This is a genomic window from Psychrobacter sp. AOP30-A2-5, assembly GCF_052378115.1.
Taxonomy (GTDB): Bacteria; Pseudomonadota; Gammaproteobacteria; order Pseudomonadales; family Moraxellaceae; genus Psychrobacter.
This window is the reverse complement of the sequence record NZ_JBQSXK010000001.1, coordinates 187,326-210,357: the sequence shown is the minus strand read 5'-3', so window position 1 is coordinate 210,357 and position 23,032 is coordinate 187,326. Positions and strand designations below refer to the sequence as shown.

The 23,032-nt window shown below is 42.0% G+C and carries 19 protein-coding genes; 9 read left to right on the top strand and 10 right to left on the bottom strand.

The annotated features are described in order from the left end of the window. Window positions 1-166 precede the first annotated feature (166 nt). A complete protein-coding gene (gene ttcA, locus ACT3S4_RS00850) occupies window positions 167-1,324 on the top strand; it encodes a tRNA 2-thiocytidine(32) synthetase TtcA (protein ID WP_270897007.1) in 1,158 nt (385 codons plus the stop codon). Window positions 1,325-1,477: 153 nt separating this feature from the next. Here the strand turns inward: ttcA and ACT3S4_RS00845 are convergent, their stop codons facing one another. The 6 genes from ACT3S4_RS00845 to ccoN all read right to left on the bottom strand — a co-directional run bounded on the left by ACT3S4_RS00845 (window position 1,478) and on the right by ccoN (window position 7,738). Further along, window positions 1,478-2,059 (bottom strand): FixH family protein, encoded by a 582-nt coding sequence (locus ACT3S4_RS00845; RefSeq protein WP_201554248.1) that lies wholly within the window; start codon window positions 2,057-2,059, stop codon window positions 1,478-1,480. 345 nt (window positions 2,060-2,404) lie between these two features. Beyond that, the gene (gene ccoG, locus ACT3S4_RS00840) at window positions 2,405-3,814 is read right to left on the bottom strand and encodes a cytochrome c oxidase accessory protein CcoG (RefSeq protein ID WP_201554246.1); all 1,410 of its coding nucleotides are present in this window, start codon (window positions 3,812-3,814) and stop codon (window positions 2,405-2,407) included. Between the two features lie 479 nt (window positions 3,815-4,293). Further along, complete coding sequence (gene ccoP / locus ACT3S4_RS00835; RefSeq protein ID WP_372814938.1) at window positions 4,294-5,430, bottom strand: cytochrome-c oxidase, cbb3-type subunit III; 1,137 nt, start codon at window positions 5,428-5,430, stop codon at window positions 4,294-4,296. Then, window positions 5,427-5,609 carry a CcoQ/FixQ family Cbb3-type cytochrome c oxidase assembly chaperone gene (locus tag ACT3S4_RS00830; RefSeq protein WP_010199605.1) on the bottom strand — a complete coding sequence of 61 codons (183 nt, stop codon included), beginning with the start codon at window positions 5,607-5,609 and terminating at the stop codon, window positions 5,427-5,429. Before ACT3S4_RS00830 ends, ccoP begins: the two co-directional genes overlap by 4 nt. Next, a complete protein-coding gene (gene ccoO / locus ACT3S4_RS00825; protein ID WP_045445396.1) occupies window positions 5,609-6,247 on the bottom strand; it encodes a cytochrome-c oxidase, cbb3-type subunit II in 639 nt (212 codons plus the stop codon). The genes ACT3S4_RS00830 and ccoO overlap by 1 nt, the downstream gene beginning before the upstream one ends. Window positions 6,248-6,256: 9 nt before the next feature. Continuing rightward, window positions 6,257-7,738: a cytochrome-c oxidase, cbb3-type subunit I gene (gene ccoN, locus ACT3S4_RS00820; protein WP_201560066.1), complete on the bottom strand. Its 1,482-nt coding sequence runs from the start codon at window positions 7,736-7,738 to the stop codon at window positions 6,257-6,259. A gap of 861 nt (window positions 7,739-8,599) precedes the next feature. On the opposite strand from ccoN, the gene ACT3S4_RS00815 reads away from it, so the two are divergent. Beyond that, window positions 8,600-8,989: a hypothetical protein gene (locus tag ACT3S4_RS00815; RefSeq protein ID WP_055123882.1), complete on the top strand. Its 390-nt coding sequence runs from the start codon at window positions 8,600-8,602 to the stop codon at window positions 8,987-8,989. A 130-nt stretch (window positions 8,990-9,119) separates the two neighbouring features. Here ACT3S4_RS00815 and ACT3S4_RS00810 read toward each other — a convergent pair whose 3' ends face one another. Continuing rightward, on the bottom strand, window positions 9,120-10,094 hold the full coding sequence (locus ACT3S4_RS00810) for a hypothetical protein (RefSeq protein WP_444760199.1): 975 nt from the start codon (window positions 10,092-10,094) through the stop codon (window positions 9,120-9,122). Window positions 10,095-10,547: 453 nt separating this feature from the next. Between ACT3S4_RS00810 and ACT3S4_RS00805 the strand changes: the two genes are divergently transcribed. The 3 genes from ACT3S4_RS00805 (at window position 10,548) to ACT3S4_RS00795 (ending at window position 13,266) form a co-directional block, all read left to right on the top strand. Next, window positions 10,548-11,783 carry a lipoprotein-releasing ABC transporter permease subunit gene (locus tag ACT3S4_RS00805; protein WP_055123885.1) on the top strand — a complete coding sequence of 412 codons (1,236 nt, stop codon included), beginning with the start codon at window positions 10,548-10,550 and terminating at the stop codon, window positions 11,781-11,783. A gap of 155 nt (window positions 11,784-11,938) precedes the next feature. Further along, on the top strand, window positions 11,939-12,619 hold the full coding sequence (gene lolD, locus ACT3S4_RS00800) for a lipoprotein-releasing ABC transporter ATP-binding protein LolD (protein ID WP_045451357.1): 681 nt from the start codon (window positions 11,939-11,941) through the stop codon (window positions 12,617-12,619). 335 nt (window positions 12,620-12,954) lie between these two features. Further along, window positions 12,955-13,266, top strand: coding sequence for a hypothetical protein (locus tag ACT3S4_RS00795; RefSeq protein ID WP_444760198.1), 312 nt, complete (start codon window positions 12,955-12,957; stop codon window positions 13,264-13,266). 183 nt (window positions 13,267-13,449) lie between these two features. Here ACT3S4_RS00795 and ACT3S4_RS00790 read toward each other — a convergent pair whose 3' ends face one another. Beyond that, window positions 13,450-14,025, bottom strand: coding sequence for a DUF2062 domain-containing protein (locus tag ACT3S4_RS00790; protein ID WP_045445416.1), 576 nt, complete (start codon window positions 14,023-14,025; stop codon window positions 13,450-13,452). Window positions 14,026-14,348: 323 nt separating this feature from the next. Between ACT3S4_RS00790 and ACT3S4_RS00785 the strand changes: the two genes are divergently transcribed. The 4 genes from ACT3S4_RS00785 (at window position 14,349) to ACT3S4_RS00770 (ending at window position 20,519) form a co-directional block, all read left to right on the top strand. After that, window positions 14,349-17,366 carry a ComEC/Rec2 family competence protein gene (locus ACT3S4_RS00785; protein WP_444760197.1) on the top strand — a complete coding sequence of 1,006 codons (3,018 nt, stop codon included), beginning with the start codon at window positions 14,349-14,351 and terminating at the stop codon, window positions 17,364-17,366. Between the two features lie 206 nt (window positions 17,367-17,572). Further along, on the top strand, window positions 17,573-18,628 hold the full coding sequence (gene sppA / locus ACT3S4_RS00780) for a signal peptide peptidase SppA (protein WP_424518581.1): 1,056 nt from the start codon (window positions 17,573-17,575) through the stop codon (window positions 18,626-18,628). Between the two features lie 135 nt (window positions 18,629-18,763). Beyond that, a complete protein-coding gene (locus tag ACT3S4_RS00775) occupies window positions 18,764-19,654 on the top strand; it encodes an alpha/beta fold hydrolase (RefSeq protein ID WP_444760196.1) in 891 nt (296 codons plus the stop codon). Between the two features lie 76 nt (window positions 19,655-19,730). Beyond that, window positions 19,731-20,519, top strand: coding sequence for a lysostaphin resistance A-like protein (locus ACT3S4_RS00770; protein ID WP_444760195.1), 789 nt, complete (start codon window positions 19,731-19,733; stop codon window positions 20,517-20,519). A 66-nt stretch (window positions 20,520-20,585) separates the two neighbouring features. Here the strand turns inward: ACT3S4_RS00770 and dusA are convergent, their stop codons facing one another. Then, entirely contained in the window at window positions 20,586-21,557 is a 972-nt protein-coding gene (gene dusA, locus ACT3S4_RS00765) for a tRNA dihydrouridine(20/20a) synthase DusA (protein WP_087813725.1), read from the bottom strand. Window positions 21,558-21,674: 117 nt separating this feature from the next. Then, window positions 21,675-22,976: an MFS transporter gene (locus ACT3S4_RS00760; RefSeq protein ID WP_444760194.1), complete on the bottom strand. Its 1,302-nt coding sequence runs from the start codon at window positions 22,974-22,976 to the stop codon at window positions 21,675-21,677. Between the last annotated feature and the right edge of the window lie 56 nt (window positions 22,977-23,032).

Here is a 23,032-nt window from a genome sequence, read left to right as displayed (position 1 = left end):
AAAAAGACTGAATATTTAATCTGATAGTTTAATCTCATCTTTTCAATCTGTTAGCAAATTTTGTTATAATCGCTGCTTTTAGAGCCACTGTGCTATTACTTCCTTGCTAAAGGCTTTATCCTTCCATTTTTTAGCAAAATTCCCTTGTAAAGATATTGAGTAACTTATGACCGCAGCAACCTTGTTTACGCCACAAATTACGCCTGAAATCGATGATATGTCAGCTGATACAGGTTTGGATAATCATACTTGGGACACTGATGGTGATAGCATGGAATATGAGGATATTGCTGACGATCATACAAATGAAGACAGTATCGCCGCTGCACCGTCAGCGTCTACTGAATCAGCAGAGTTCCGTAAACTACAAAAGAAACTGCGTAGACAAGTTTCTTGGGCGATTCGTGATTTTAATATGATCGAAGACGGCGATGTGGTGATGGTCTGTGTTTCAGGTGGCAAAGACAGCTATACCTTGCTGGATATTTTACTATTACTCAAGCGTATCGCGCCGATTAACTTTGATATCGTCGCGGTCAATCTCGATCAAAAGCAGCCCGGTTACCCTGAGGATATTTTGCCAGCGTATTTGAACGAGCAGGGCATTGCTCACTATATCTTAGAAAAAGACACTTATAGTATCGTTAAGAGCGTGGTGCCAGAAGGCAAAACTTATTGCTCGGCGTGTTCACGTCTGCGCCGCGGCTCGTTATACGGTTTTGCTAAGCAGATTGGCGCAACCAAAATTGCGCTGGGTCATCATCGCGATGATATGTTGGCGACTTTCTTTTTGAATTTATTCCATGGCGGCACTCTTAAATCGATGCCACCGAAATTGCTCAGTGATGACAAGCAAAACCTACTTATTCGTCCATTGGCTTATGTCGAAGAAAAAGACATCATCGAATATGCTCGCTTAAAAGAATTTCCAATTATTCCATGTAACTTATGTGGCAGCCAAACCAACTTACAAAGAGCCATTATCAACGATATGTTGCGGGAATGGGATAATGCTCATCCGCAGCGTTTGGCCTCTATTTTTAAAGCCATGCAAAACGTCGCACCGTCGCAACTAGCAGACCGTGAATTGTTTGATTTTGAGCAGTTAAGTCTTGATCGTGATGACAATGAGCGTTTGTTTGAAGGGGATAACATCCAAGCTGGGCAGACCGAGAGCTTGGCTGAAATTGGCTTACCTGTATCGCCAAAAACTCAAGCGTTCAATCCGAAGTTCGATAGTAAGCTGCTTTCGACAGAGTCTGATAATTCAGCAGAAAATAAGCATACGAATCAGAAAATTCCAACAATAAATCCTGTTATTTAACGATTCGCTTATTCGATATTGTTAAATGACATTTATAAAAAATAGCATAAACCGTTAGTGTAAAAAACCAGCTCATTATTGATAAATGGCTGGTTTTTTTATGTGTTAATAAATCAGTTATTAATCATGCTTATAATAGCAAGATTGGTAAAATCAACTTTCTGCAAAAACAGGTAATGGGTCAAAGCTAACTTTTGAACGTGGTAATTTCGCCACATCTTGCATACGCCAGTCATCTTTACCATCACTACTTACTTGTAGATAATATTTTGCTTTTAAAGGATCTATATCTACCTGCGCACTGTATTTATTGCCCTCGACATGTTGAAGTACGACATCGTGATCTTTTTTGATATCGGTTGCATGTGAGATAGACAGCTCTAGTTTTTCAGGATAAGCCAGAGGATTGCCATTCAGCAGTTTACCTGATTGTAGACTCTGTTCAGGATAATTTAGATAGAATACAACATCACCATTATCTGCAAACTGCATTTCGCCGTGCAAATCTAAGTCATAAGTCAGCTTGTCACGTGACACATCATGATAAAGCGTCTTACCATCCATATACCAGTCGTCACGTACCACGCTATCCCGAATTTGATAAGAGTAATAAACAAAAAAGATACAGGCCACTACGACAAATGCTGGCATGCCAATAACAAAAATAACCACCATGTAATTCTTATACCATGGCTGAGTATCTTGATGCTTAAAATTTGATGCTGGAGTAGACATAAAATACCTATTAATCAGATATCTGCTTATCAGATATCTATACACTGTATCAATGGATAAGCTGACAGCGAAACAGCTGCCAGTTTAATGATAAATCGTCCACCTGCTAGCCACTGACTCACAGGTGAAATATAGAATTATATACTAGGGCGCATCCTCAGTCTGAATGAAAGCACCTAAATGGATTAAAAATGGTTAAATTTTGCCAAACTATATCAAACAGCTGGTTAATAGTACGATATTATCTATACTATTTTCCCAGTTTGGCTGCCATTTATTGCATTTCTATTACCACTTTTAAAATGAGGACGCGCCCTAGCTAAGCTATCAATCGCTCATAAAAACCTACTGCCCTTGAGTAGTAAATACGTTTTGTTTACTGACTTTATACTGACCATCTTCACTGGTCACATTTAGGGTCACTGATGTTTGTTCAAAATCGATGACCTTAGGATCGCCATAAATACTCACAGGCATATCAAAGCTTTCACCTGCTTCTAATGGTACATCGTTGAATCGCAGCGCCAAGCTCAAACCTTCTTGTGGAGCAAGGGTTATTGTATAGGTATGCGGCTCTTGTGTTTTATTAGTCAGCTTGACGATATAGCTGTTTTCAATCATGCCTTGATTATTCACTGAAGACAACTGATTACGGTCACGGCGAATATCAATCTCTAACGGTACACGGTCCGTCAATGCATAAATAACGCCACCACATAAAATAGTAATAACGGCTAAATAAGCAAATAGACGTGGACTGATGACGCGGGTATTTTCTTTTTCTGACAACTGTCGTTCTGTCGTATAACGAATGAGTCCACGTGGATACCCGACTTTATCCATAATTTCATTACAAGCGTCAATACAAGCAGCACATTGGATGCAACCAACTTGCAAGCCATCTCGAATATCAATCCCAGTCGGACAAACCTGTACGCACATGGTACATTCGATACAATCCCCTAAATGTTCAGGATGGGTGCCTTTTTTACGTGCCCCGCGAGGTTCGCCACGTTCATAATCATAAGACACAACTAACGTATCTTTATCAAACATAACGCTCTGAAAACGACCATAAGGACAGATCTGTACGCACATCTGCTCACGCATGTAGCCCGCATTGGCATAAGTGGCAAAGGTAAAGATAAACATTGATACCCATACCCATGTTGGCCAATCAGGAATAGGAATAAAACCAATGGTTTGCCAGCTCTGATATAAATAATCTGTTCCAGCGACATAACTGACAAAAGTTGCCGCGGTAATCACTGAAAATACTAACCAAATAAAATATATCAAAGAACGTTTAAAAGCTTTTTTGGCGCTCATCGGTTCTTTGTCAAACTTGATACGCTTGTTGCGATCGCCAATCACCCATTTTTCAACATATTGATAAAGATGTGTCCAGATCGTCTGAGGGCAGGCATAGCCACACCAAACACGCCCCGCATACACAGTCACCATGAATAAAGTGAATGCGGCAATAATCGCAAAGGCGGCAATGAAGTAAAAATCTTGGGTCAAAAAAGTCATGCCAAAAATATAGTAATGCTGCGAGGGAACATCAAGCCATATTGCTTGCCTACCATTATAACGTAACCACGGCAAAAGCAGAAAAGCGGTTAAAAGCGCATACATCGTGACGACACGAATGTTTTGATAAAAACCGGTGACAAACCTAGGGTGAACTCGATGCTTGGTCGCATCAAGGTCAATTTGCTGTACAGGGATTTTATTGGGTTGTGGTGCTGACATAAACGTGCCTCTTTTAAAAAAGAATCAGTTTGCTGGCATGATGAACAAACATCTTTAATCATCAGATGTATGAGTGTGTGATGTTATCAATGTCAGTAAGTAGCGGATAAAATATTGAACAGAAAAATATTTTAACCCATCTACCAAATGATCGATTGCAAATAGCTTAATGAGAATGGGTGACTATCTTCTAAATTCGCCACTAATAAGTGGTTTTTAGGTACTGTCATTTTAGCATTCTCCCTATTATAAATGGGGTAATAATCTTAAAAACCAATCAATATATCAGCATAATGATCGATATATTGATCGTGCTATATGCAGTATTAAACCGCATTTCATTTACTACTCAAATTTTGATAATGCGGTAGCAGTTAATAAACTCTCATCAAAGAATTTATAAAAAAAGGAGAACTGCAATAACAGTTCTCCCTTTATCAAATCTTATCCACTGATGCTATGACAACCATCTTTAAGTATTAGTTAGCCGTCGTTTCTACAGTGGTTGCTACTTGAGTAGCGGTTGGTGCTTTAGCAGCAGGTTGAGGAGTTTTGTCTGATAATGAGTAAACATAAGCTGCAAGCAGCATAATACGCTCATTACCCAGTTTGGTTTCCCACTCAGGCATCACACCAGCACGACCATAACGTAAGGTTTCGCGGATGGTCTCACGATCACCACCATATAACCAAATGTCATCTGTCAAGTTTGGCGCGCCAGTAGAAGTCATACCTTTGGCGTCTGCACCATGACAAAGTACACAGTTAGTCGGCTCATTAAAGATTGCCTCACCTTGAGCGACTTGAGCTTTATCAAGCTCGTAACCAGGTTGGTTGCCAGATATTGATAGCACGTATTCAGATACCGCACGTACCCCATCTTCACCGATTTGATCACGCCATGCAGCCATACCACCAACTCGACCTTTATGTAGCGTGGTCAAAATGTTTGACGCTTCTCCGCCATATAACCAGTCATTGTCAGTTAGATTTGGATAGCCTACCGCACCTTTGGCGTTAGAGCCATGACAGACCGCACAGTTCTGTAAGAACAAACGACTACCAACTTTTAAAGCATTCGGGTTTTCTGAAAGCTTTTCTACATAAGGTGATAGTTCTGCAGTTTTCTCATCAATTTGAGCTTGCAGATCTGCTGGTGGTGTTTCACTGCGGCGCATCGTTGCTTGTAACTCAGCAAGTGCCGCTAAGGTCTCTGTCGCACCACTAGCATCCGCTTTTGCTAAAATATTTTTCTCAAAGTTATCCGTAAATACTTTGTTATTACTCTCAAGCTCGCTATATAGCTCGTTCTTAGAGGTCCACGGTACCGTTTCGCCATCGACTTCTACAGTGGCAATACCTTCCCATTTTGATGGGAAAATACCTGGGAAAAATACCCAATAGGCAACACCCCAAGCGATAGAGCCAAAAAATATTACGAGCCACCATTTAGGTAATGGCTTGTCGTACTCTTTGATACCATCATAAGCGTGGCCTGTTGTACCGTCATCTTCTAGTTCTGGCTTGTACTTCAATACCATTAGTAAGACACCGAGGATAGCAGCCCAACACATGATACTTAGTATGGTAATCCAAGAACTCCAAAAAAATGTCATCGTTTATCCTTATTGCGCTGCTCTTCAGACAGAGATTTTATATCCTCGTCATCAAGCGCAAGTTGTGCATCTTCTTCGAAGCGTTTTTTGTTTTTTGGCGAATACGCCCACCATGCAACACCTACGAAGGCAACAAAGGCAGAAACGGTCGCAATTGTTTGTAATTCACCAATACCCATTAGCGCTGTCCTTCCATCGCGGTGCCCAGTTGCTGTAGATAAGCAACCAAAGCATCAAGTTCAGTGGCACCAAGTACAGCATCTGGTGCTCCTTCGATATCTTCTTCAGTGTAAGGTACACCAAAGCGATCACGGAATAGACGCATTTTAGTTTGAACGTTTTCACCATTCACTTCGTTGGTAGCAAGCCACGGGAAACCAGGCATTACTGATTCAGGTACTAGTGAACGTGGCGCAATTAAATGCTGCTTTTGCCAGTCTTCAGAATAACGACCGCCAACACGTGCTAGATCAGGTCCAGTACGTTTTGAACCCCATAAGAATGGGTGATCCCACGTAGATTCAGCAGCACGTGAGTAGGGTCCATAACGTTCAACTTCAGCACGTAGTGGACGAATCATCTGAGTATGACAAACGTGACAACCTTCACGAATATAGATGTCACGACCCTCAAATTCTAGTGCAGTCCATGGCTCCATAGAGGGCAGGGGAGCATTCACCCCACCTTCTTCAGGACCCTTGTTGTCATATATCAATGGTACGATTTCAACTAGCGTTGCAAAGCTAATAGCAATAACGATACCGATAACCAACAAGCCTGTATTTTTTTCAATAATTTCATGCGGTGTACCAGACATGATCGCTCCTTATACGTTAGCTGCTGAAGGTTTATCAACACTAGGTTCATGATCAGTAGGATCTGCGATATCGACAGGCTTACCTTCTGGCATTTTAAGTGTTTTATAAACGTTATATGCCATCACAAACATACCCGATACATACAAGAAGCCACCAAAAGCACGACCAATATATGGGAAATGTGAGAACTCAACTGTATCAACGAAGCTATATACCAATGTACCGTCTGGATTAGTAGCTAGCCACATCATGCCTTGGCCAATACCTGAAATCCACATAGATACGATATAGAAAATAGTACCCGCTGTCGCCAACCAAAAATGCGTGGTGATTAAGCTGATAGAATACATCTTAGGTTTGTTATAAATACGTGGTAACAGTACATATAGCGAACCAATGGTAATCATACCTACCCAACCAAGTGCACCTGAGTGTACATGACCGACTGTCCAATCTGTGTTATGCGATAACGCATTCACTGTCTTAATCGACATCATTGGACCTTCAAAGGTCGACATCGCATAGAACGACAACGCAACAATCATAAAGCGAATGATCGGATCGGTACGTAACTTATCCCAACTACCTGATAGTGTTAGCACGCCGTTAATCATACCACCCCAAGATGGCGCAAACAGGATGATTGAGAATACCATTGCTAGAGACTGCGTCCAATCTGGAAGCGCTGAATAATGCAAATGGTGACCACCAGCCCACATATATGACGCAATAAGTGCCCAAAAGTGAACGATAGACAAACGGTAAGAATAAATAGGACGACCAATCTGTACTGGAACGAAGTAATACATCATTCCTAAGAAAGCTGCCGTTAGATAAAAACCTACCGCGTTATGTCCGTACCACCACTGCACCATCGCATCAGTCGCACCGCCAAATAACGAGTAAGACTTAAATGCGCTAACAGGAATCGCCATGCTGTTTACGATATGCAGTAATGCAATCGTAATAATAAATGCTGCAAAGAACCAGTTAGCCACATAAATATGTGAGGTTTTACGTTTGATGAGCGTACCGAAGAAAACAATGGCATAAGAGATCCATACCAAGGCAATCAAAATATCGATTGGCCACTCAAGCTCAGCGTATTCCTTGGTCGATGTTAAACCTAAAGGTAGGGTAATAACCGCTGATACGATAACGGCTTGCCAACCCCAAAAGGTAAACCAAGCTAAATAAGGAGCAAATAACCTTGTCTTACAGGTACGCTGAACAATATAGTAAGACGTTGCGAACAGGGCAGAGCCACCGAACGCAAAAATGACCGCATTGGTATGTAGCGGTCTTAAACGACTAAATGTCAGCCATGGAATGTCAAAGTTAAGTGATGGCCATGCTAACTGTGAAGCAATGAACACACCAATACTCATGCCGACGATGCCCCATACCACGGCCATTATCGTAAAGAATCTTACGATAGTAATTTCGTACTCACGGTCAACTGGGGCGACTGCTGTGTTTTGTAAACTCATTGGATGATTCCTTTACAGCCCGAATTATCAACAGAATTAACTAACTCTCCGCGCTATCTGCATCATAAAAGTAATAGTCAGATAAAAATAGAATCGCGGTACATGCTGTTTTTTGGCTCGCTTATCACCATAATATTATTAACTATCAATCTAAGCTTTCGCTTTATATCAGCTGGTATTGAGGCATAAAGGCGTTTTAAACGCACGACACTCACAGCTGGTCGATAGTAGGATTGTTAATAAATCATTAAGGTGAATAAGAAGATGCGCCGTTTTTGAGCATCAAACATCTAAAGAGGTGAAGTATTTATCTTAATTATTACCAAAAATGCTGTACTAATGAAGATAGATACCAATATTCATAGGGCCATAAAAATGTACTGACCATAGACGTATGCTAGCGGCGGCTGACAAAAAAACATGTTTGCGTAATGTTTAGTTAAAACTCCCGACTCTGTTTAAGGGTATTGTAACGCAATCCTAATCAAATATCATCAGAACTATGCGGCAAAATACAAACTCTTTGGTAAAAATCTTAGCAAGCAACTTATTATAGCTATGCAATTTGTCTATTTTATACCCAATTTTATCACGATTCTAGAAATACATTTTGGTGATAGAGGGACAGTAATTACTGCGCTTAGATATCATGACCAGCAGTATTTTTGTAACAATGGCCGCATGAGCACTCTAAATAAGTTTTACTTATCATCAAGTCGACCCTTATAATGAGGCTAAATATAAGTGATGATAGCAGTTTTTATACTGCTATTATGAGCAACTATTTTATCACTTGATATCCAGTCAGGCGAGTGAGCCAAACAACGGTAGCCTGAAATAACATCAATTAAGGACAATAACATGGCAGTTTTTTTGACAGATGAGTGGTTTGAGCAAGTTGAGCAAATGGGTAATGAGGCAGGCGAGCTAAATTTGCCGCCAGCACTGGCGAATATGATCGTCAATCTAAAAGTATCTGACACTGAGCAAGACATCGAAGCGAACTTTGCAAACGGTCTATTGCATCGCGGCTTGAATGACGCCGCGACAACTACCTTGTTGCTTGACCGCAGTATCTTGCAATCAATCATCACTGATTTCGATACCAATGAAATTATGGGTGCCTTTATGGGTGGTAAAATTCGCGTTGAAGGCGATATGTCACAACTGATGGCAGTACAAACGGCACGCCCAAGTGCTGAACAAAAAGAGCTATATACTCGTATCAAGTCAATGACGACCATGGCTTAATTCTATAGTTGCAGGGTTTTATCCTGACGATGGTAAGAAGACAAAAAGCCCCTAATGCTTATTAGGGGCTTTTTATTTGATGATACATTTAATTGTCATTATCAAAAGTAGCGGATGACTCGTAAAGTAGTTAACTGGCTTTTGATTGCTGCGCCGCACTTTGCTGGTTTTCTTTATAGATGGCAGCTTGTAGCCAAACGTTCGCTTGTACGTAGTCAAGCACTTTAATAGAAGCGGTCTCTGGCGTGTTGAGCGCGCCGATACGAATCACGAAAGGATCGGCATCTTGTTCGCGTAGTATCACGACATCAAACAGGATAATGGATTTATCATTAAATGTTGTTTCTTGCTTGCCGAGCACCTGACCTTGGCACCATGCTTCATCTTCTTGTCCCAAAGTATCACCGAATAGATAGGCACACATGTGACCCAAGTTGATCTCAACTGGCGCCATTTGCGCTTTGGTCTCTGGTTTCCATTCTTTGATTTGCTCTTGCAGATCATCGGGTATTTTTCCATCATTGGCGGCAACGATGTCGTTAAATGCACGGTGGTAGCGGATCGCTTCTTGATCTTCAACCATGATGACTTCGTTTTGCTCACTTAGCTTAATCTCATGTGCCCAAGCGCTAAAGTTTACAAAGTAAGACGTGTCTCGCTGATATAAATGGCGATTGGTGGTGTAGAGCTGGTCAAAGGCGTAAATAATACTGCCATCAGCGGTACGCAAGCGTAATACAGCATCGTGTGAATTGTCATTGGCAATGATGCGCTCAATCTTACAATTGAGTCCATACGGGCTATCGACACAAGGATAAGCATTGATAAAGCATTCAGGCTTACCATTTTTCATGGCCAATACTTGATTGATATGACAAGGCTGGTTTTCAGACAGCAATAGGCAGCTGTCTTGAGCGCTGACATTGCTATTGAGACCTTTAGGCATGGCCGCCTTTTCGATCATTTTTTGTAGCCATTCTGGCACGTCATGACTCATGTCATCGGTCAGAATACTCCAATGATCGGCGTGACCTGCAGATTGCTCATCAGTCATGGTGATCTTGGTGGGAGATTGGACGTTTTTATATTGATAATTAATGGTCATGAAGATACTCAAAATTAGTCAGCGTGAGGTTTGGACCTGAAACGGCTATTGCTGGCTATCATAAGGCTCTATTTAACACGATAGATTTATGATAGTTGGCAACGTTGTCATCAGTAAAGGGTCAACAAACCACAATGAATGGTTAATGACAATTGTCCTTAGCATACAATATATAGGTATTGACGCAAGTAATAGCAAGCCCCTCATAAAAAATAGTAACAAAAGCCAGTTTTTTATTAAAAAATACGCCCAGTTTTTGCTAATGACTGGCACATATCAGCCAAATTGTGTCAAACTAGCTCCCTTTTGACGGCTGTCTTTGGCTCGTCTGAAACCCTGTTTTTGTGTTCGATTTATATGTGACTATGGCAAGTGCAGGTGTGAGATGCATTTGCTGTTGCTCGTTTTATAGTATATATAAAGTCGCACGTAGATAAGATAAAGAGTTTGAATATGTTTCGTCCTTTAGCGTTGTTTATCGGCTTACGATACACCCGAGCAGAGCGTAGTAATGGTTTTATCTCCTTTATCTCGCTGATCTCGATGATTGGTTTGACTCTTGGGGTTGCCGTATTGATCACGGTGCTATCAGTCATGAATGGTTTTGATCGGGAGTTAAAAACCCGTATTTTGGGTATGGTCCCGCAAGCAACGGTCGTTTCCACCGAGATTATCAGTGATTGGAAGCAATTGGCTGATAAAATTAAAGAAGATCCTGAAGTGGCAGCTGTAGCGCCTTTTATTCAATTGCAAGGGATGTTGACGTCAAACGGTCAGGTTGCAGGGATTATGGTCACTGGTGTCGATCCTGAATACGAAAAAGATGTTTCTATTATCAATGAACATATGGTTCAAGGCAGTATTGATACTTTACAAAGTGGTGAGTTCAATATTGTGCTAGGTGAAGAGATGGTACAGTCTCTAGGGCTGCAACTGGGTGATAAAGTGACGCTAGTGCTGCCAGAGGCATCGCCTTCACCAGCTGGCGTGATACCACGATTCAAGCGCTTTACCTTGACCGGTATTTTTACCATCAGTCCAGAAGTGGATAGCCTCATGGCATTCATCCCGATGGGTGATGCGGCAAAACTGTTGCGTCTGCCAGATGGCGCGCAGGGTGTGCGTATGAAGCTCAATGACATCTTTACCGCTCCGATGGCAGCAGAAAAAGCCGCCGCTATTGCCCCTCAGCAGTTGTATCCTAATGATTGGACACAAACGCATGGCAACCTATTTGGCGCGATTCAAATGGAAAAAGCCATGGTCGGCTTGCTGTTATTTTTAATTATCCTAGTGGCTGCTTTTAATATTGTCTCCAGTCTAGTGATGCTCGTTACCGACAAAAAAGCGGACATTGCGATTCTAAAAACTTTTGGTGCGTCTCCTCGTTTGATTACCCAAGTGTTTATGGTGCAAGGCGTGGTCATCGGTGTGATTGGTACGATTGCTGGCACGATACTGGGCGTGATATTTGCGCTTACAGTGAGTGATATTTTAGGCTTTATTAATCAAGTCTTTAATTTGAACTTGTTTGATGCGTATTTTGTTAATTATTTACCATCAGAGTTGCGTGTACTAGATGTGGTATTGATTACAGGTGCGTCTTTCGTACTGAGCTTTTTGGCAACCATTTATCCAGCACGCCGAGCGGCTAAGATTCAGCCAGCACAGACGTTGCGTTATGAATAAATGATTTTATATGCCGCTTAAGTTTTTATATACAGTTTAAGTTATTACCAATGCTTGTTAGGTAAAATTAATTTTAATGCAAGTTTAGGCTGATAAATTATTTGTAGCGCTGAATAAAGCATCAATACCAGTATAAATAGAATAAAGGAAAAGCCATGTCTGCCATTTTAGAGGCGAAAAATATCAACAAGATATATGATGAAGGGGCGGTTAGTACGCAAGTACTGACTGGCTTGGATTTGACCGTCCATGCTGGCGAGCGCATCGCCATCGTTGGCACCAGTGGTTCAGGCAAGAGCACTTTGCTACACTTACTTGGTGGTCTTGATACGCCAACCAGCGGTGAGGTCTGGCTACATGGTCAATTGTTAAATAGCATGAATGAAACTGAGCGCGGTGCCATGCGTAACAAGCATCTGGGATTTATTTATCAGTTTCACCACTTATTAGCCGAATTTACTGCCATTGAAAACGTTGCAATGCCGTTACTGATGCGACCAGAGGTCTCAACGACTTCAGCAAGAGAGCAAGCAATTGCAATACTAGAAAGTGTCGGACTTGAGCATCGTCTGGCGCATAGACCTGGTGAGCTATCGGGCGGCGAGCGCCAGCGTGTGGCTATTGCCCGTGCTTTGGTTACGAAGCCATCGCTTATTTTGGCAGATGAGCCAACGGGTAATTTGGACTATGACAATGCGCAAAGCGTGTTTGGATTATTATCAGAGCTGCAAAATACCATGCAAACCGCACTATTAATGGTGACACATGATCGCAATCTCGCGGCGTTAGCGGATCGTCAGTTATTGCTACGTAATGGTCATTGGGAGCAGTATTAACTGTTTTTTAACGCTGCATTTTTTAACGTTTTATTTTTAATAGCGTAAATGGTTATTGTTATTAAGTAGTAGGGTGTGTCCTGATTTAAGTCAATTGATATCTACATGGGCTAAAATTTGTCAAACGTCGTTGAACTGAACTGCTGGTTAATGTCACTATGATCTGTAGTATTTCTCTTGTTTGACGGCAATTTGTCTCGCTTTTATCATCATTACTAAAGTGAGGATATACCCTAGAACGACAAAATTTATGTTCAACAGGCACTAAGTTTTTAATAAAAATAAACGCAAAATGGGGCTGCAAAATGCCGCCAATTGATTGAAGAAGGACTATTATGATGGATAGAGATGACGACCCAATCGCTGCTTTTGGCAGTGCCGAAGAAGGCAATGAACCTTTAAAACTCTATATGGATGTGACGTTATTCGAGACAATTGATAAACAGGCACAAATAGACCTATTAACACCCGTTTTTGATGCCATTACTTTGGCTGGCGTTGATTATGATCTAAAAGCTCAAGACAGTGCAACGGGCAAACGCTATACATTGCTTAAAGATGAAAAAGTGGTTGAAGTTTTCGAGATGGACACTAGCCTTACGGACAACATCCTTGCGGCCATAGAAAAGAATAAAGAAGCAGAGTGACTGGTATCAACAAAGAAAATGGCTTTTGTTTTTAGGTCATAGCCAGCTTAAGGTGATATTGAGACATAGCATAGAAAAATCGATAATAGATGGTGATCTAGATTGCTATCGTTAGCGAATGGTTGAAAGTAAAGGGTGGTTCGCTACGTTATGGTTACCATGACTTGATAACAGCAGCATATATTAGATTTTAGGCGGTTTATCAGAAGGTTCTTGCTGACGTTTTTGCCAGCTCACGACGGTTTTGTAGCGCCAAACAGCCTTAAATGCCAGTCCACAAACGATGCTGGTCACAATCGCTAAGATCGTCAAGCCTATGCAAAAAGCAGCAATCGATACCGTGCCGCGATAGGTAATGAATGGATTTGCACCATCTGACAGTGCCCATAAGCTAAAATCAGCAATCATCCTGCCGATAAGCCGCAGACTAATCATCGGTACGTCAAGGATTTTGGCACCGATATAATAGCCTGCATAAAAGATGGGCAAGCTCGTGAGTGGATTGGTAATCCAAGTCAGACCGAGTGCCATGGGAACATTGGCACGAAAAATTAATGAGCCAACTAGAGCCAGCAGCATCTGCCCTGGCAATGGGAAAAATGCACTAAGCACCCCAATATAGACCGCTTTATTTAAGCTATGTCGATTAAAGTGCCATAATCGTGGATCAGCCAGATGCGGTGCGAACAGTTTTAAGGTGCGGCTTTCTAAGATTTTCTCTGGCGTAGGAAGCAGGTCTTTCAGACGTTTTTGGGGCACAGGATCGCCTTTTGTAATCGTTAGCTACAGTCCGCTCAATCGCATTGATGGTCTGCTATAAAGTAATATTATTCATAAAGTGTACAGCTGAGAATATAGAGGATAATGATATCAGATTATCATCATCGCAATATGTCAGTCAGTATAGGGTAATAGTTATATAAATGCTATTGCATGACGTATCAGTTGTTGTTGCTGGTTTGAGTATCAATCTGTGTTTTAGCATTCCGGTACATTTTCGTCATATTAAGTGGCTATTTATCATAATAAATGGCTTTATTTAGGAAAAAACTAATATTCACCTCATCAAGCAAGGAGCGCTGGTGTACTGGTTGATTGGTAGCTTGATTATTATCGCCATGATGGGCGTTTTGGCAGTCGCAGATAGTATGGCGATACCCACTAGTTCATCGTTAATGGATATATTGAATACTCCCGTCCTATCTTTATCCCTCATTATTTTTGCTATTATCCTGATTGTTATTGCCCAGTTTAATGTACCTTCTGCAAAACCCAGCCGTTTATCGCAACATACTGCTGGTCTCTCTTCACGTAATCCTTCATATAATACTTCACATAAATCTAAACTATTTTTTCGTATTTTGACTCATGTTTTAGTTGCTGTATTGGCAATTGGATTAATCATTGGCAGTGCGCTGCAAGCCCTGATTAGCCATCAGCAAGCAGAACTAACAGAAATCACTGAGCCAATGCGTGTACAAGCATTAGTCACCATCGAAGGAATAAGTGACAGCGTTTATGACGTCGCCACGGACAGTGGCTATCGACAAGTTGCTGTCATTAGTGATATATCACCCTTGGTGTCGGCGTTGGCGGTTGAAGATTTAGACGCTATGACCAGTAACTTTCTAATAGATGAAAATAATAGCCTAAGCAATAATAAATTGTATGAAAATAACTTAAATAATAATAACGGTAAGGATGGCACGTACCGTGTATTGCTTAATGGTTATCCAAAAAATTCATCAAAACAATCATCCAAGAAAAATTTGGACAATAATCCATTTGACCGCTTGAATTACTTACAACCTGGCGATCAGCTGTTTATGAGTTTAGCGCTTGCACCACTGGCGACCTCTGAGCAAGCGTTGAGCAATCCATCTGGTTTTGACAGTTATCGCTGGCTGCGAGGTCGTCATATTGATGGAGTCGCTAATATATTGACCGTTGGCACATCAAATGTCAGCAATACTGAGGTATTAGAGCCAGCGTTTGCCTCTTCTTCATATCTTCAGCGTTTTCAGACTTATATCAACCAAGGGCGTTGGCAATTACGCCAGCATTTTTATCAAGATTGGTCGACACAGACCACAGCAGCGCAACAGGCAAAAGCGGTCACTTTAAGTTTGCTCACAGGTGATCGCAGTTTAATCAATCGCGATACCAAGGATTTGTATCAGCTGGCTGGTATTTCACATCTACTTGCGATTTCCGGAACACATGTATTGTTTTTAGCGATTATGCTGGCGGGTGCGGCGGTGTTGCTTTTTGATCGGCTATGGCCAAAGGTTTATCGTTATGTACCGCGTTGGCAAGTGCGCTGGTGGGTGATGATCGCTGCTGCTTTTATTTATGCGCTATTTACTGGTTTTGATGTACCCGCTGCTCGTACCGCATGGATGTTATTCGCGATAGGTTTGGTACGTTTAACATTATTGCCGGTTAGTACGATGCGGGTGTTGTTTGCCTTGGCAGTGTTGATGGCATGGCTTGATCCCTACGTATTATGGCAGGCAGGGTACTGGCTATCTTTTATCGCAGTGGCATTACTCCTTAAATATGATGATGCATCATATACGCAATCAGCTGTCATATCAAAAACGGCATCTGCTCATAATGCCAGTGTAGTAGAGACTGCATTCAAGCGTGTTTGGATAATAGGCAAACGTGTATTCAAATTACAATTTTGGCTATTTATTACTTTATTACCTATTACATTGTTATTATTTGGCAAGGCGTCGCTGTGGGGTCTTGTCATCAATCTGTTTGCTATCGGTTTATTTGGTTGGGTGATTGTGCCGCTTAATCTGTTGGCAGGGCTTTGCTATCTTTTATCACCTGCTATTGCTGATAGTATTTGGCTGCTCGTTAGCGCCATTGTCGCGAAATTGCATGAACTGATAACGTGGTTAACCTCATTACCAGCATTGTCAGAAGCGTGGCTTTATACCCCCGTGAATGTCGCCTTATTACTGATGGTACTATTAAGTATGTTGCCATGGCTACTACCACGAGGATTTATCAGTCGTTGGCTGGCACTGCCGCCGCTAACCTTATTAATGATGACAGTATATGCCAATCAGCAATCACTCACGACGATACCGACCTTGTATATATTACCAACGGGTGACCCCTATATAAGCGCTGCTTTGTTACAGTATCCTGTTGCCAATAATGAGCAGTCATCCACAACAGATACGCATAAGAAAAACATCAGCTGGCTATTTTTATCTGACCACAAACCCAATGCTGCACGAACGATGCCCAGTAATCTAACGGCGAATAAGCTGTCGATGACATTGGCGCAGCAGCTGGGTAGCTTGTCAGTTGATACACTAGAAGGTATGGTTGTGCAGAGTAGTAGTGCTGGATTGACGGAGACGCTTACTACTGATAAGAAGTATTTAGCTTCTAATGCTTCTGCTTCTGCTTCTGCTTCTACTAATGCTAATGCTTCTGCGCTGTTGCCTTTGACGGTTTTTCAGCTTAATCAGCGTTTACCTATTAGTCAGTATTGGCAAGCAGGGCGCTCTGATCGTTGGTCTGCATTTCAGCAAGCCTATAAAGTCACTAGCCAACCCAAGGACATGACCAATATCAGTGTGCAACGCTGTGAACAAGGCAAAACATGGCAGTTGGGCAATGGTGACTTGTCCATACAAGCATTGACAGGGTGGAGCAAAATAGACAGTCCGAGTGTTTGGGATTGTACGGTGGCTATAGATGCCAGCTTGCCCATAAGGGTATTAAAGTATAATGCGGCTGATCCACTCAAATCAACACCTGCCACTGCGCAAACACTCACATCAAGTATCCAGCCACCGACTCATCAAGCCAATATGCCTCAGGCACGTCTGATATTAAATGCAGATACTCATCAGCGTATTTGGCAAATGTGGACATTGTTATGTCCAGTTGAACCACCTGAGCAATCACTCACTTTTCGTAATGTGACATGGCTAGGACATAGCACATCACAGATAACTGCTGAGGTGATAAGTCGTCAAACAATCACTGAAATGATCACTTATGATGATAAAATGCTAGAAGCAACGTTATCTCTCAATCCGGCAGTAGATACTACCAATACGACGCCATAAAAATATTGCTTATCTAATCAATGTTACAATATAGTGATATTTCCCAGTTATACTATTGAACCATGATTGAAATACCACCATACTTAGCAGCCTATGAATATAGATGACTGTGACCGTATTTGGAGTGACAAGCAGCTCCTTATTACTGACTGTATTTCTATCTTCTCTTTTTATTGCTTTAGACTGTTTCTGACTTAGGAAGTTATATGCCCAACTGGCCACCAGACCCTAACAAACGTCCTGACAATTCGGCAAATCAGCCAGTACCGATGTCGCCGCCAAGCCAGCCGAGTGGACAAGAATGGCGATTGCTTGAAAACACTTTATTGGCTAGTGTGGTCGAGCAACGCCGCGCCCGTCGCTGGAGTATCTTTTTTAAACTATTGACCTTTGGTTATATTTTACTGATATTTCTGACGCTTGGTCGTAGTTGCAGCAGCAGCGCGCCAACGGGTCTAGATGGTGTCGACACGAGCAAGCCACATTTAGCTGTGGTTGAGCTACAAGGTGTCATTAGTAGTGGCGATGTGGCCAACGCTTATGATGTCAATGAGGCATTGACCCGTGCTTTTGAAAACAGCAATTCAAAGGCGGTAGCCTTGGATATCAATTCACCTGGTGGCTCACCAGTACAGTCTGATGAGATTTGGCAGACTATGATGGATTTGCGTAAAGAATATCCAGACAAAAAACTCTATGCAGTGATTGGTGATATGGGTGCTTCTGGCGCATATTATATTGCTTCTGCGGCGGATGAGATTTATGTGAACCCATCAAGTTTGGTTGGCTCTATCGGCGTGATTATGCCAAGCTATAACATCAAAGGTTTGATGGATAAAGTCGGCGTAGAAGATCGTACGATTACTGCTGGTGAATACAAAGACATCTTAAGTTTGTCACGTCCGTTAACGGACTATGAAGAAAAACATGTCGAAAAAGTATTGGACAACACCCACAAGCATTTCATTAATGCAGTGAAAGAAGGTCGCGGTGATCGTCTCAAAAATCCTGAACAAAATAAACTGTTCTCTGGATTATTCTGGACAGGCGAGCAGTCGATTGAGCTTGGCTTAGCCGATAAGAAAGGCAGCATCGCTAGCTTAGAAAAGCAGTTAGAGCTGGGTAATGTCATCAATTATAGCCCAACAGATCCGTTCCAATTATTCATGGACCGCTTTGCTGTTAAATTGGGTGCGGGCATTGGCTCTAGTGTCAGTCTTGATGTTTTACCGCAAGAAGAAGGCAATGCGCAGATGCGTTAAGCGTTTTATGTTTGAGATTTACTGTGTATGATTGTTGAGGCTGAGCGTATGATTATGCTCAGCCTTAATTGTATATGAGATTCAATGATTATAAAAAACACCCTAAATAGCGACTTAAATCGAAGAGAGCTTGTCATGAGTGATGAAATCAATTTGCCAACTTTTACTGCTTTACCTGTCTCTACAATAACCAACAAACCTGTCCTGCATTTTGCTCATGCTAATGGGATGCCAAGTGCGGTTTATCAACCATTTTTTGAGAAGTTAGCAGAATTTTTTACCATTGAATATATTGCCATGCTGGGTGCAACGCCTGATTATCCAGTCGATGATCATTGGCGCAGCCTTACACAGCAGATTATTGATAGTGTCAAAAATATCTGTGAGAAGCATGGCGTGTCGCAAGTAGTGGCAGTGGGTCATTCGCTGGGTGCGATGTGTACCTTGCAGGCATTGTATCGTGCGCCGCAGCACTTTGCCCAAGCGGTACTCATGGATCCGCCTTGGATTTATGGCAAAGTGAGCTTGCTATGGCATTTGGCAAAGACGGCGGATAGATTGCCGATGATGAATAACCGCCTGATGGATAAATTGTCACCAGCTGGCGTGTCTAAGCATCGCCGTGATGTCTGGGAGAGCCGCGCAGATGCGTACGATAAGATGCGGCACAAAGGCTTTTTCAAAAACTTCGATGAACGCAGTTTTCAAGGCTATATCGAGCATGGGCTACACGAACGTGCGGATGGCAAAGTGACATTGGCGATTTCGAAAGCCAGTGAGGTCGCTGTCTTTCGCACCAATCCATCTTGGTATTGGCTGGCACCAAATCATGGACCAAAGCCGCCTGTTACTTTGATTATCGGTCAAGACAGTATCTTTTTAAAACGCCGATTTCCCCAACAAATAAAGTCGCGTTTGGATATTCCTTATGAGACCCATGTCGGTGGTCATATGTTCCCACTTGAGTATCCAGAGTCGGTATCTCAGCAAGTATTATCATTGATTGAGCAGCAATTACCAACATAATAGCTGATGACTATTTATGCTCATTATTGTTTATGTTAATGCGAGCTGACAAAATATCCGTTTGAGTAATGACTTTATGCTAAAAAATGCTACTGGTTCATACAATCTTAATACGCCGCCTAAGCGCACGCCGCTATTTTCACGATTGGGTGTATTTCTACTGACTGTTGGTATGCTGATGGCATTTTTTATCAGTCAGCTGCTAGGCGTGTATATCGCTGGCAAGCTAGTATTACCAGCTTCTAAAAATTCAACCATGGCTGATATCTTCTTTTTTGGTAGTAACGATGGCACTGTGGTCAGCCTCTCTATTATCATAGGCTTCGTGCTATTGATTGCTATTAGCCTTTTAGTGATCCGTGTAAGAGGCGGCGATAGTCGGCAGTATTTAGCGCTAAAGCCGTTCTCATTTGCGGTGGGTATGGGATTGCTTGGGCTGCTATTGATATTTATGATTGGCAGTCAGGCATTAACTTATTTGCTTGATAAATCGCCACTGCTCTTCGTCGACCCTTTATATCAGTCTGTCAGCTCAGTATGGCTATTGATATTTGCAATGGTCATTGTCGCGCCAATCTATGAAGAGTTGATATTTCGTGGTCTATTATGGTCAGCGATCGCAGAGCAATTTACCTCGTCAACTTATTCAAAGCATCGAGGGGCGATCGTAGCAAGTGTCGTGACCAGCTTGATATTTGCGGTGATCCATGTGCAGTATGGTATTTATGAAATCAGTACCATCGTGGTACTGGCATTGATATTTTGCTACGCGCGTATCAAGTCAGGCTCGCTGTTACTGCCGATATTATTGCATATCGTGAATAATGGAGCGGCGATGTGGCAATATATTGCGCAAACCGCCTAAATAAATAATGACTATTTCGGCATTACTATTGCTCTTTTATAGCTGTCATCATAATGATGGATTTTCTTAGGCATCAGGATTTAGTAGTAATACCTCATCCGCTGCCCGTTTGATATCATCGATCGTTAGCTGAGGTTTGCCACTCAAAGCCTGTCGCCATTTGCGCGCACCCGTCAGTCCTTGAAACAACCCTAAATAATGTCTTGTCATCGTTGGCAGTGCTTCACCTTTAGCAATCTGCGCCTGCATATACGGATACAGCTGCGCTAGAATATCTGAGCGCTTAGGTGCTGATTCGTTCCATAAGCTATTGGTTTCTGCTAATAGGTAAGGGTTGTGATAAAACGCGCGACCAATCATCACGCCATCCACATGCTGCAAATGTGCTTCGATGTCTTTAACAGTATCGATGCCGCCATTAATCTCGATATCGAGCTGTGGAAAATCTTGTTTGAGACGATAGACATCCTCATAACGTAGCGGTGGTATTTCTCGATTTTGCTTGGGGCTAAGCCCTTGTAGCCATGCAGTACGTGCATGGACAATAAAGCGTGTACAACCTGCTGCTGCCACTTTTTCTACAAAATCCACCATAAACTCATAACTGTCAAAATCATCGATACCAATACGATGCTTCACGGTTACTGGGATATCGACCGCCGCTTGCATGTGTTTGACCAAATCGGCAACCGTGTGCGGCTCTGCCATGAGGCAAGCACCAATCTTATTATGCTGTACGCGATCAGAGGGACAACCAACATTGATATTGACCTCATCATAGCCATGCTGCTGCGCAAATTCAGCACATTGCGTCATCTCGCTAATATCTGCGCCGCCCAGCTGTAGTACCAGCGGATGCTCAAGCGTATCAAAGCGCAGATGCCGTGCTCGATTGCCATGTATCAGCGCGCCCGTACTGATCATCTCGGTGTACAAATAAACATGCGGATTGAAAAGCCGAGCAAAATAACGATAATCCGTCGTTGTCCAGTCGATCATGGGTGCAACGGAAAGACGTTTGTTGGTCATATCAACCATGGTTTTGAGCCTTAATATTTTATAATATTGGTGTCTTAAATAAATGAACAAGGTGCAATGTATGAGACATACGATTGCACCTTAAATTTGTAATTTCAATCTTTATGCAGCTACTAGCTAAATAATGTGGTCGATTTTTTTGAATTCAGGCAAATTATAAAAATAAATACCCATTATTATGCCGATAAAACCGATAAATGCAATGTAGAGCGCTGGTGAGAAACTCACATACAGAGTGGCATAACCCAGTCCAAAAGGCACAAGCACTCCAACAATACCGTAGGCGATATTATAACAAAAAGCCATTCCTGTTAGTCGTACATTGGTCGGAAATAACTGTACAAGGATGGCAGGTATCATCCCAACGATGCCAGCACAAAAGCCTAAAAGCGCATACATAATGAGGATGTAGTCACCGCTGGCTTGCAGATGGTAAAAAAAGGCAAACATCTGAGCGATCAAAAGAATAGAGCCAACCGTCAGAATCTTACCGAAGTTTTGGTGGTTGGATATTATCCCATAAAAAATACAACCAAAAACCATGAACACAATACCCAGACTGTGTGAGAATCCAAATAAATCACTGTCTAAGGTAAAACGTAATTCAATCAAATCGGGTAGCAGTAGTACCACAACAGTCGTGACGCTAGAAATAATAAGCGTGAGAACCATACCGATAAATAACGAGTGTTTGCAATGTTTAAAGAGTAGGTTGAATGGTTTGGCAACATAATCACTCGGCTTGGAGTTTTTCATTTCAAGAAAAAATGGTGATTCATCTATCCAACGCCATGTCACTAATGGTAATAAACTCATAATGGCCGCGATTAAAAACGGTAAACGCCAGCCGTAATTAGCCAATTGCTCAGTCGTCATGGAACTGGTTAACCAAAGAAAAAAGGCGTTAGAAAATAGCACGCCTATATAAAAACTAGCGGTAACATAGCTACAGGCTACTGACGAATATTGGCGCGGCACATGTTCTGCCACAAAGACCCAAGCAAGCGGTACATAAAGACCAAATGCCATGCCTTGTATCAACCGCAATACTATAAATAAGGTTGGTGCAATCAAGCCCCATTGTCCATAAGTAGGTAAGCATGCCATCGCTAACAAGCTGACCGCCGTCACTAATATGCTGATTAACAGTATGGGTTTTCGGCCTTTGATATCGCCATAACGACCAAAGATGATACCACCAAGTGGTCGTGCCAAATAGCCGATGGCAAATAATCCAAGCCCTTGTATCTTTGTAACAGCAGGGTCGATATTAGCAGGGAAAAAAGCTGCCGCCATAATATCTGCTAAATATAAATAAATCAAAAAGTCAAAAAACGCGACTGCACTGCTAAAGCAGATAAACAGTACTGTGTTTCTGTCTTTAGCAGACATCAGTGCATATTGAGAACGAGAAGGCATAAGAAGTCACGCATCCACATATAATAGTATTCGTTAAGCCGATTATTATCTGGATA

Excerpts from the sequence above, each read along its gene's own strand:
- ttcA (WP_270897007.1), top strand. The coding sequence starts at position 167 with ATGACCGCAGCAACCTTGTTTACGCCACAAATTACGCCTGAAATCGAT.
- ACT3S4_RS00845 (WP_201554248.1), bottom strand. The coding sequence starts at position 2,059 with ATGTCTACTCCAGCATCAAATTTTAAGCATCAAGATACTCAGCCATGG.
- ccoG (WP_201554246.1), bottom strand. The coding sequence starts at position 3,814 with ATGTCAGCACCACAACCCAATAAAATCCCTGTACAGCAAATTGACCTT.
- ccoP (WP_372814938.1), bottom strand. The coding sequence starts at position 5,430 with ATGACATTTTTTTGGAGTTCTTGGATTACCATACTAAGTATCATGTGT.
- ACT3S4_RS00830 (WP_010199605.1), bottom strand. The coding sequence starts at position 5,609 with ATGGGTATTGGTGAATTACAAACAATTGCGACCGTTTCTGCCTTTGTT.
- ccoO (WP_045445396.1), bottom strand. The coding sequence starts at position 6,247 with ATGTCTGGTACACCGCATGAAATTATTGAAAAAAATACAGGCTTGTTG.
- ccoN (WP_201560066.1), bottom strand. The coding sequence starts at position 7,738 with ATGAGTTTACAAAACACAGCAGTCGCCCCAGTTGACCGTGAGTACGAA.
- ACT3S4_RS00815 (WP_055123882.1), top strand. The coding sequence starts at position 8,600 with ATGGCAGTTTTTTTGACAGATGAGTGGTTTGAGCAAGTTGAGCAAATG.
- ACT3S4_RS00810 (WP_444760199.1), bottom strand. The coding sequence starts at position 10,094 with ATGACCATTAATTATCAATATAAAAACGTCCAATCTCCCACCAAGATC.
- ACT3S4_RS00805 (WP_055123885.1), top strand. The coding sequence starts at position 10,548 with ATGTTTCGTCCTTTAGCGTTGTTTATCGGCTTACGATACACCCGAGCA.
- lolD (WP_045451357.1), top strand. The coding sequence starts at position 11,939 with ATGTCTGCCATTTTAGAGGCGAAAAATATCAACAAGATATATGATGAA.
- ACT3S4_RS00795 (WP_444760198.1), top strand. The coding sequence starts at position 12,955 with ATGATGGATAGAGATGACGACCCAATCGCTGCTTTTGGCAGTGCCGAA.
- sppA (WP_424518581.1), top strand. The coding sequence starts at position 17,573 with ATGCCCAACTGGCCACCAGACCCTAACAAACGTCCTGACAATTCGGCA.
- ACT3S4_RS00775 (WP_444760196.1), top strand. The coding sequence starts at position 18,764 with ATGAGTGATGAAATCAATTTGCCAACTTTTACTGCTTTACCTGTCTCT.
- ACT3S4_RS00770 (WP_444760195.1), top strand. The coding sequence starts at position 19,731 with ATGCTAAAAAATGCTACTGGTTCATACAATCTTAATACGCCGCCTAAG.
- dusA (WP_087813725.1), bottom strand. The coding sequence starts at position 21,557 with ATGGTTGATATGACCAACAAACGTCTTTCCGTTGCACCCATGATCGAC.
- ACT3S4_RS00760 (WP_444760194.1), bottom strand. The coding sequence starts at position 22,976 with ATGCCTTCTCGTTCTCAATATGCACTGATGTCTGCTAAAGACAGAAAC.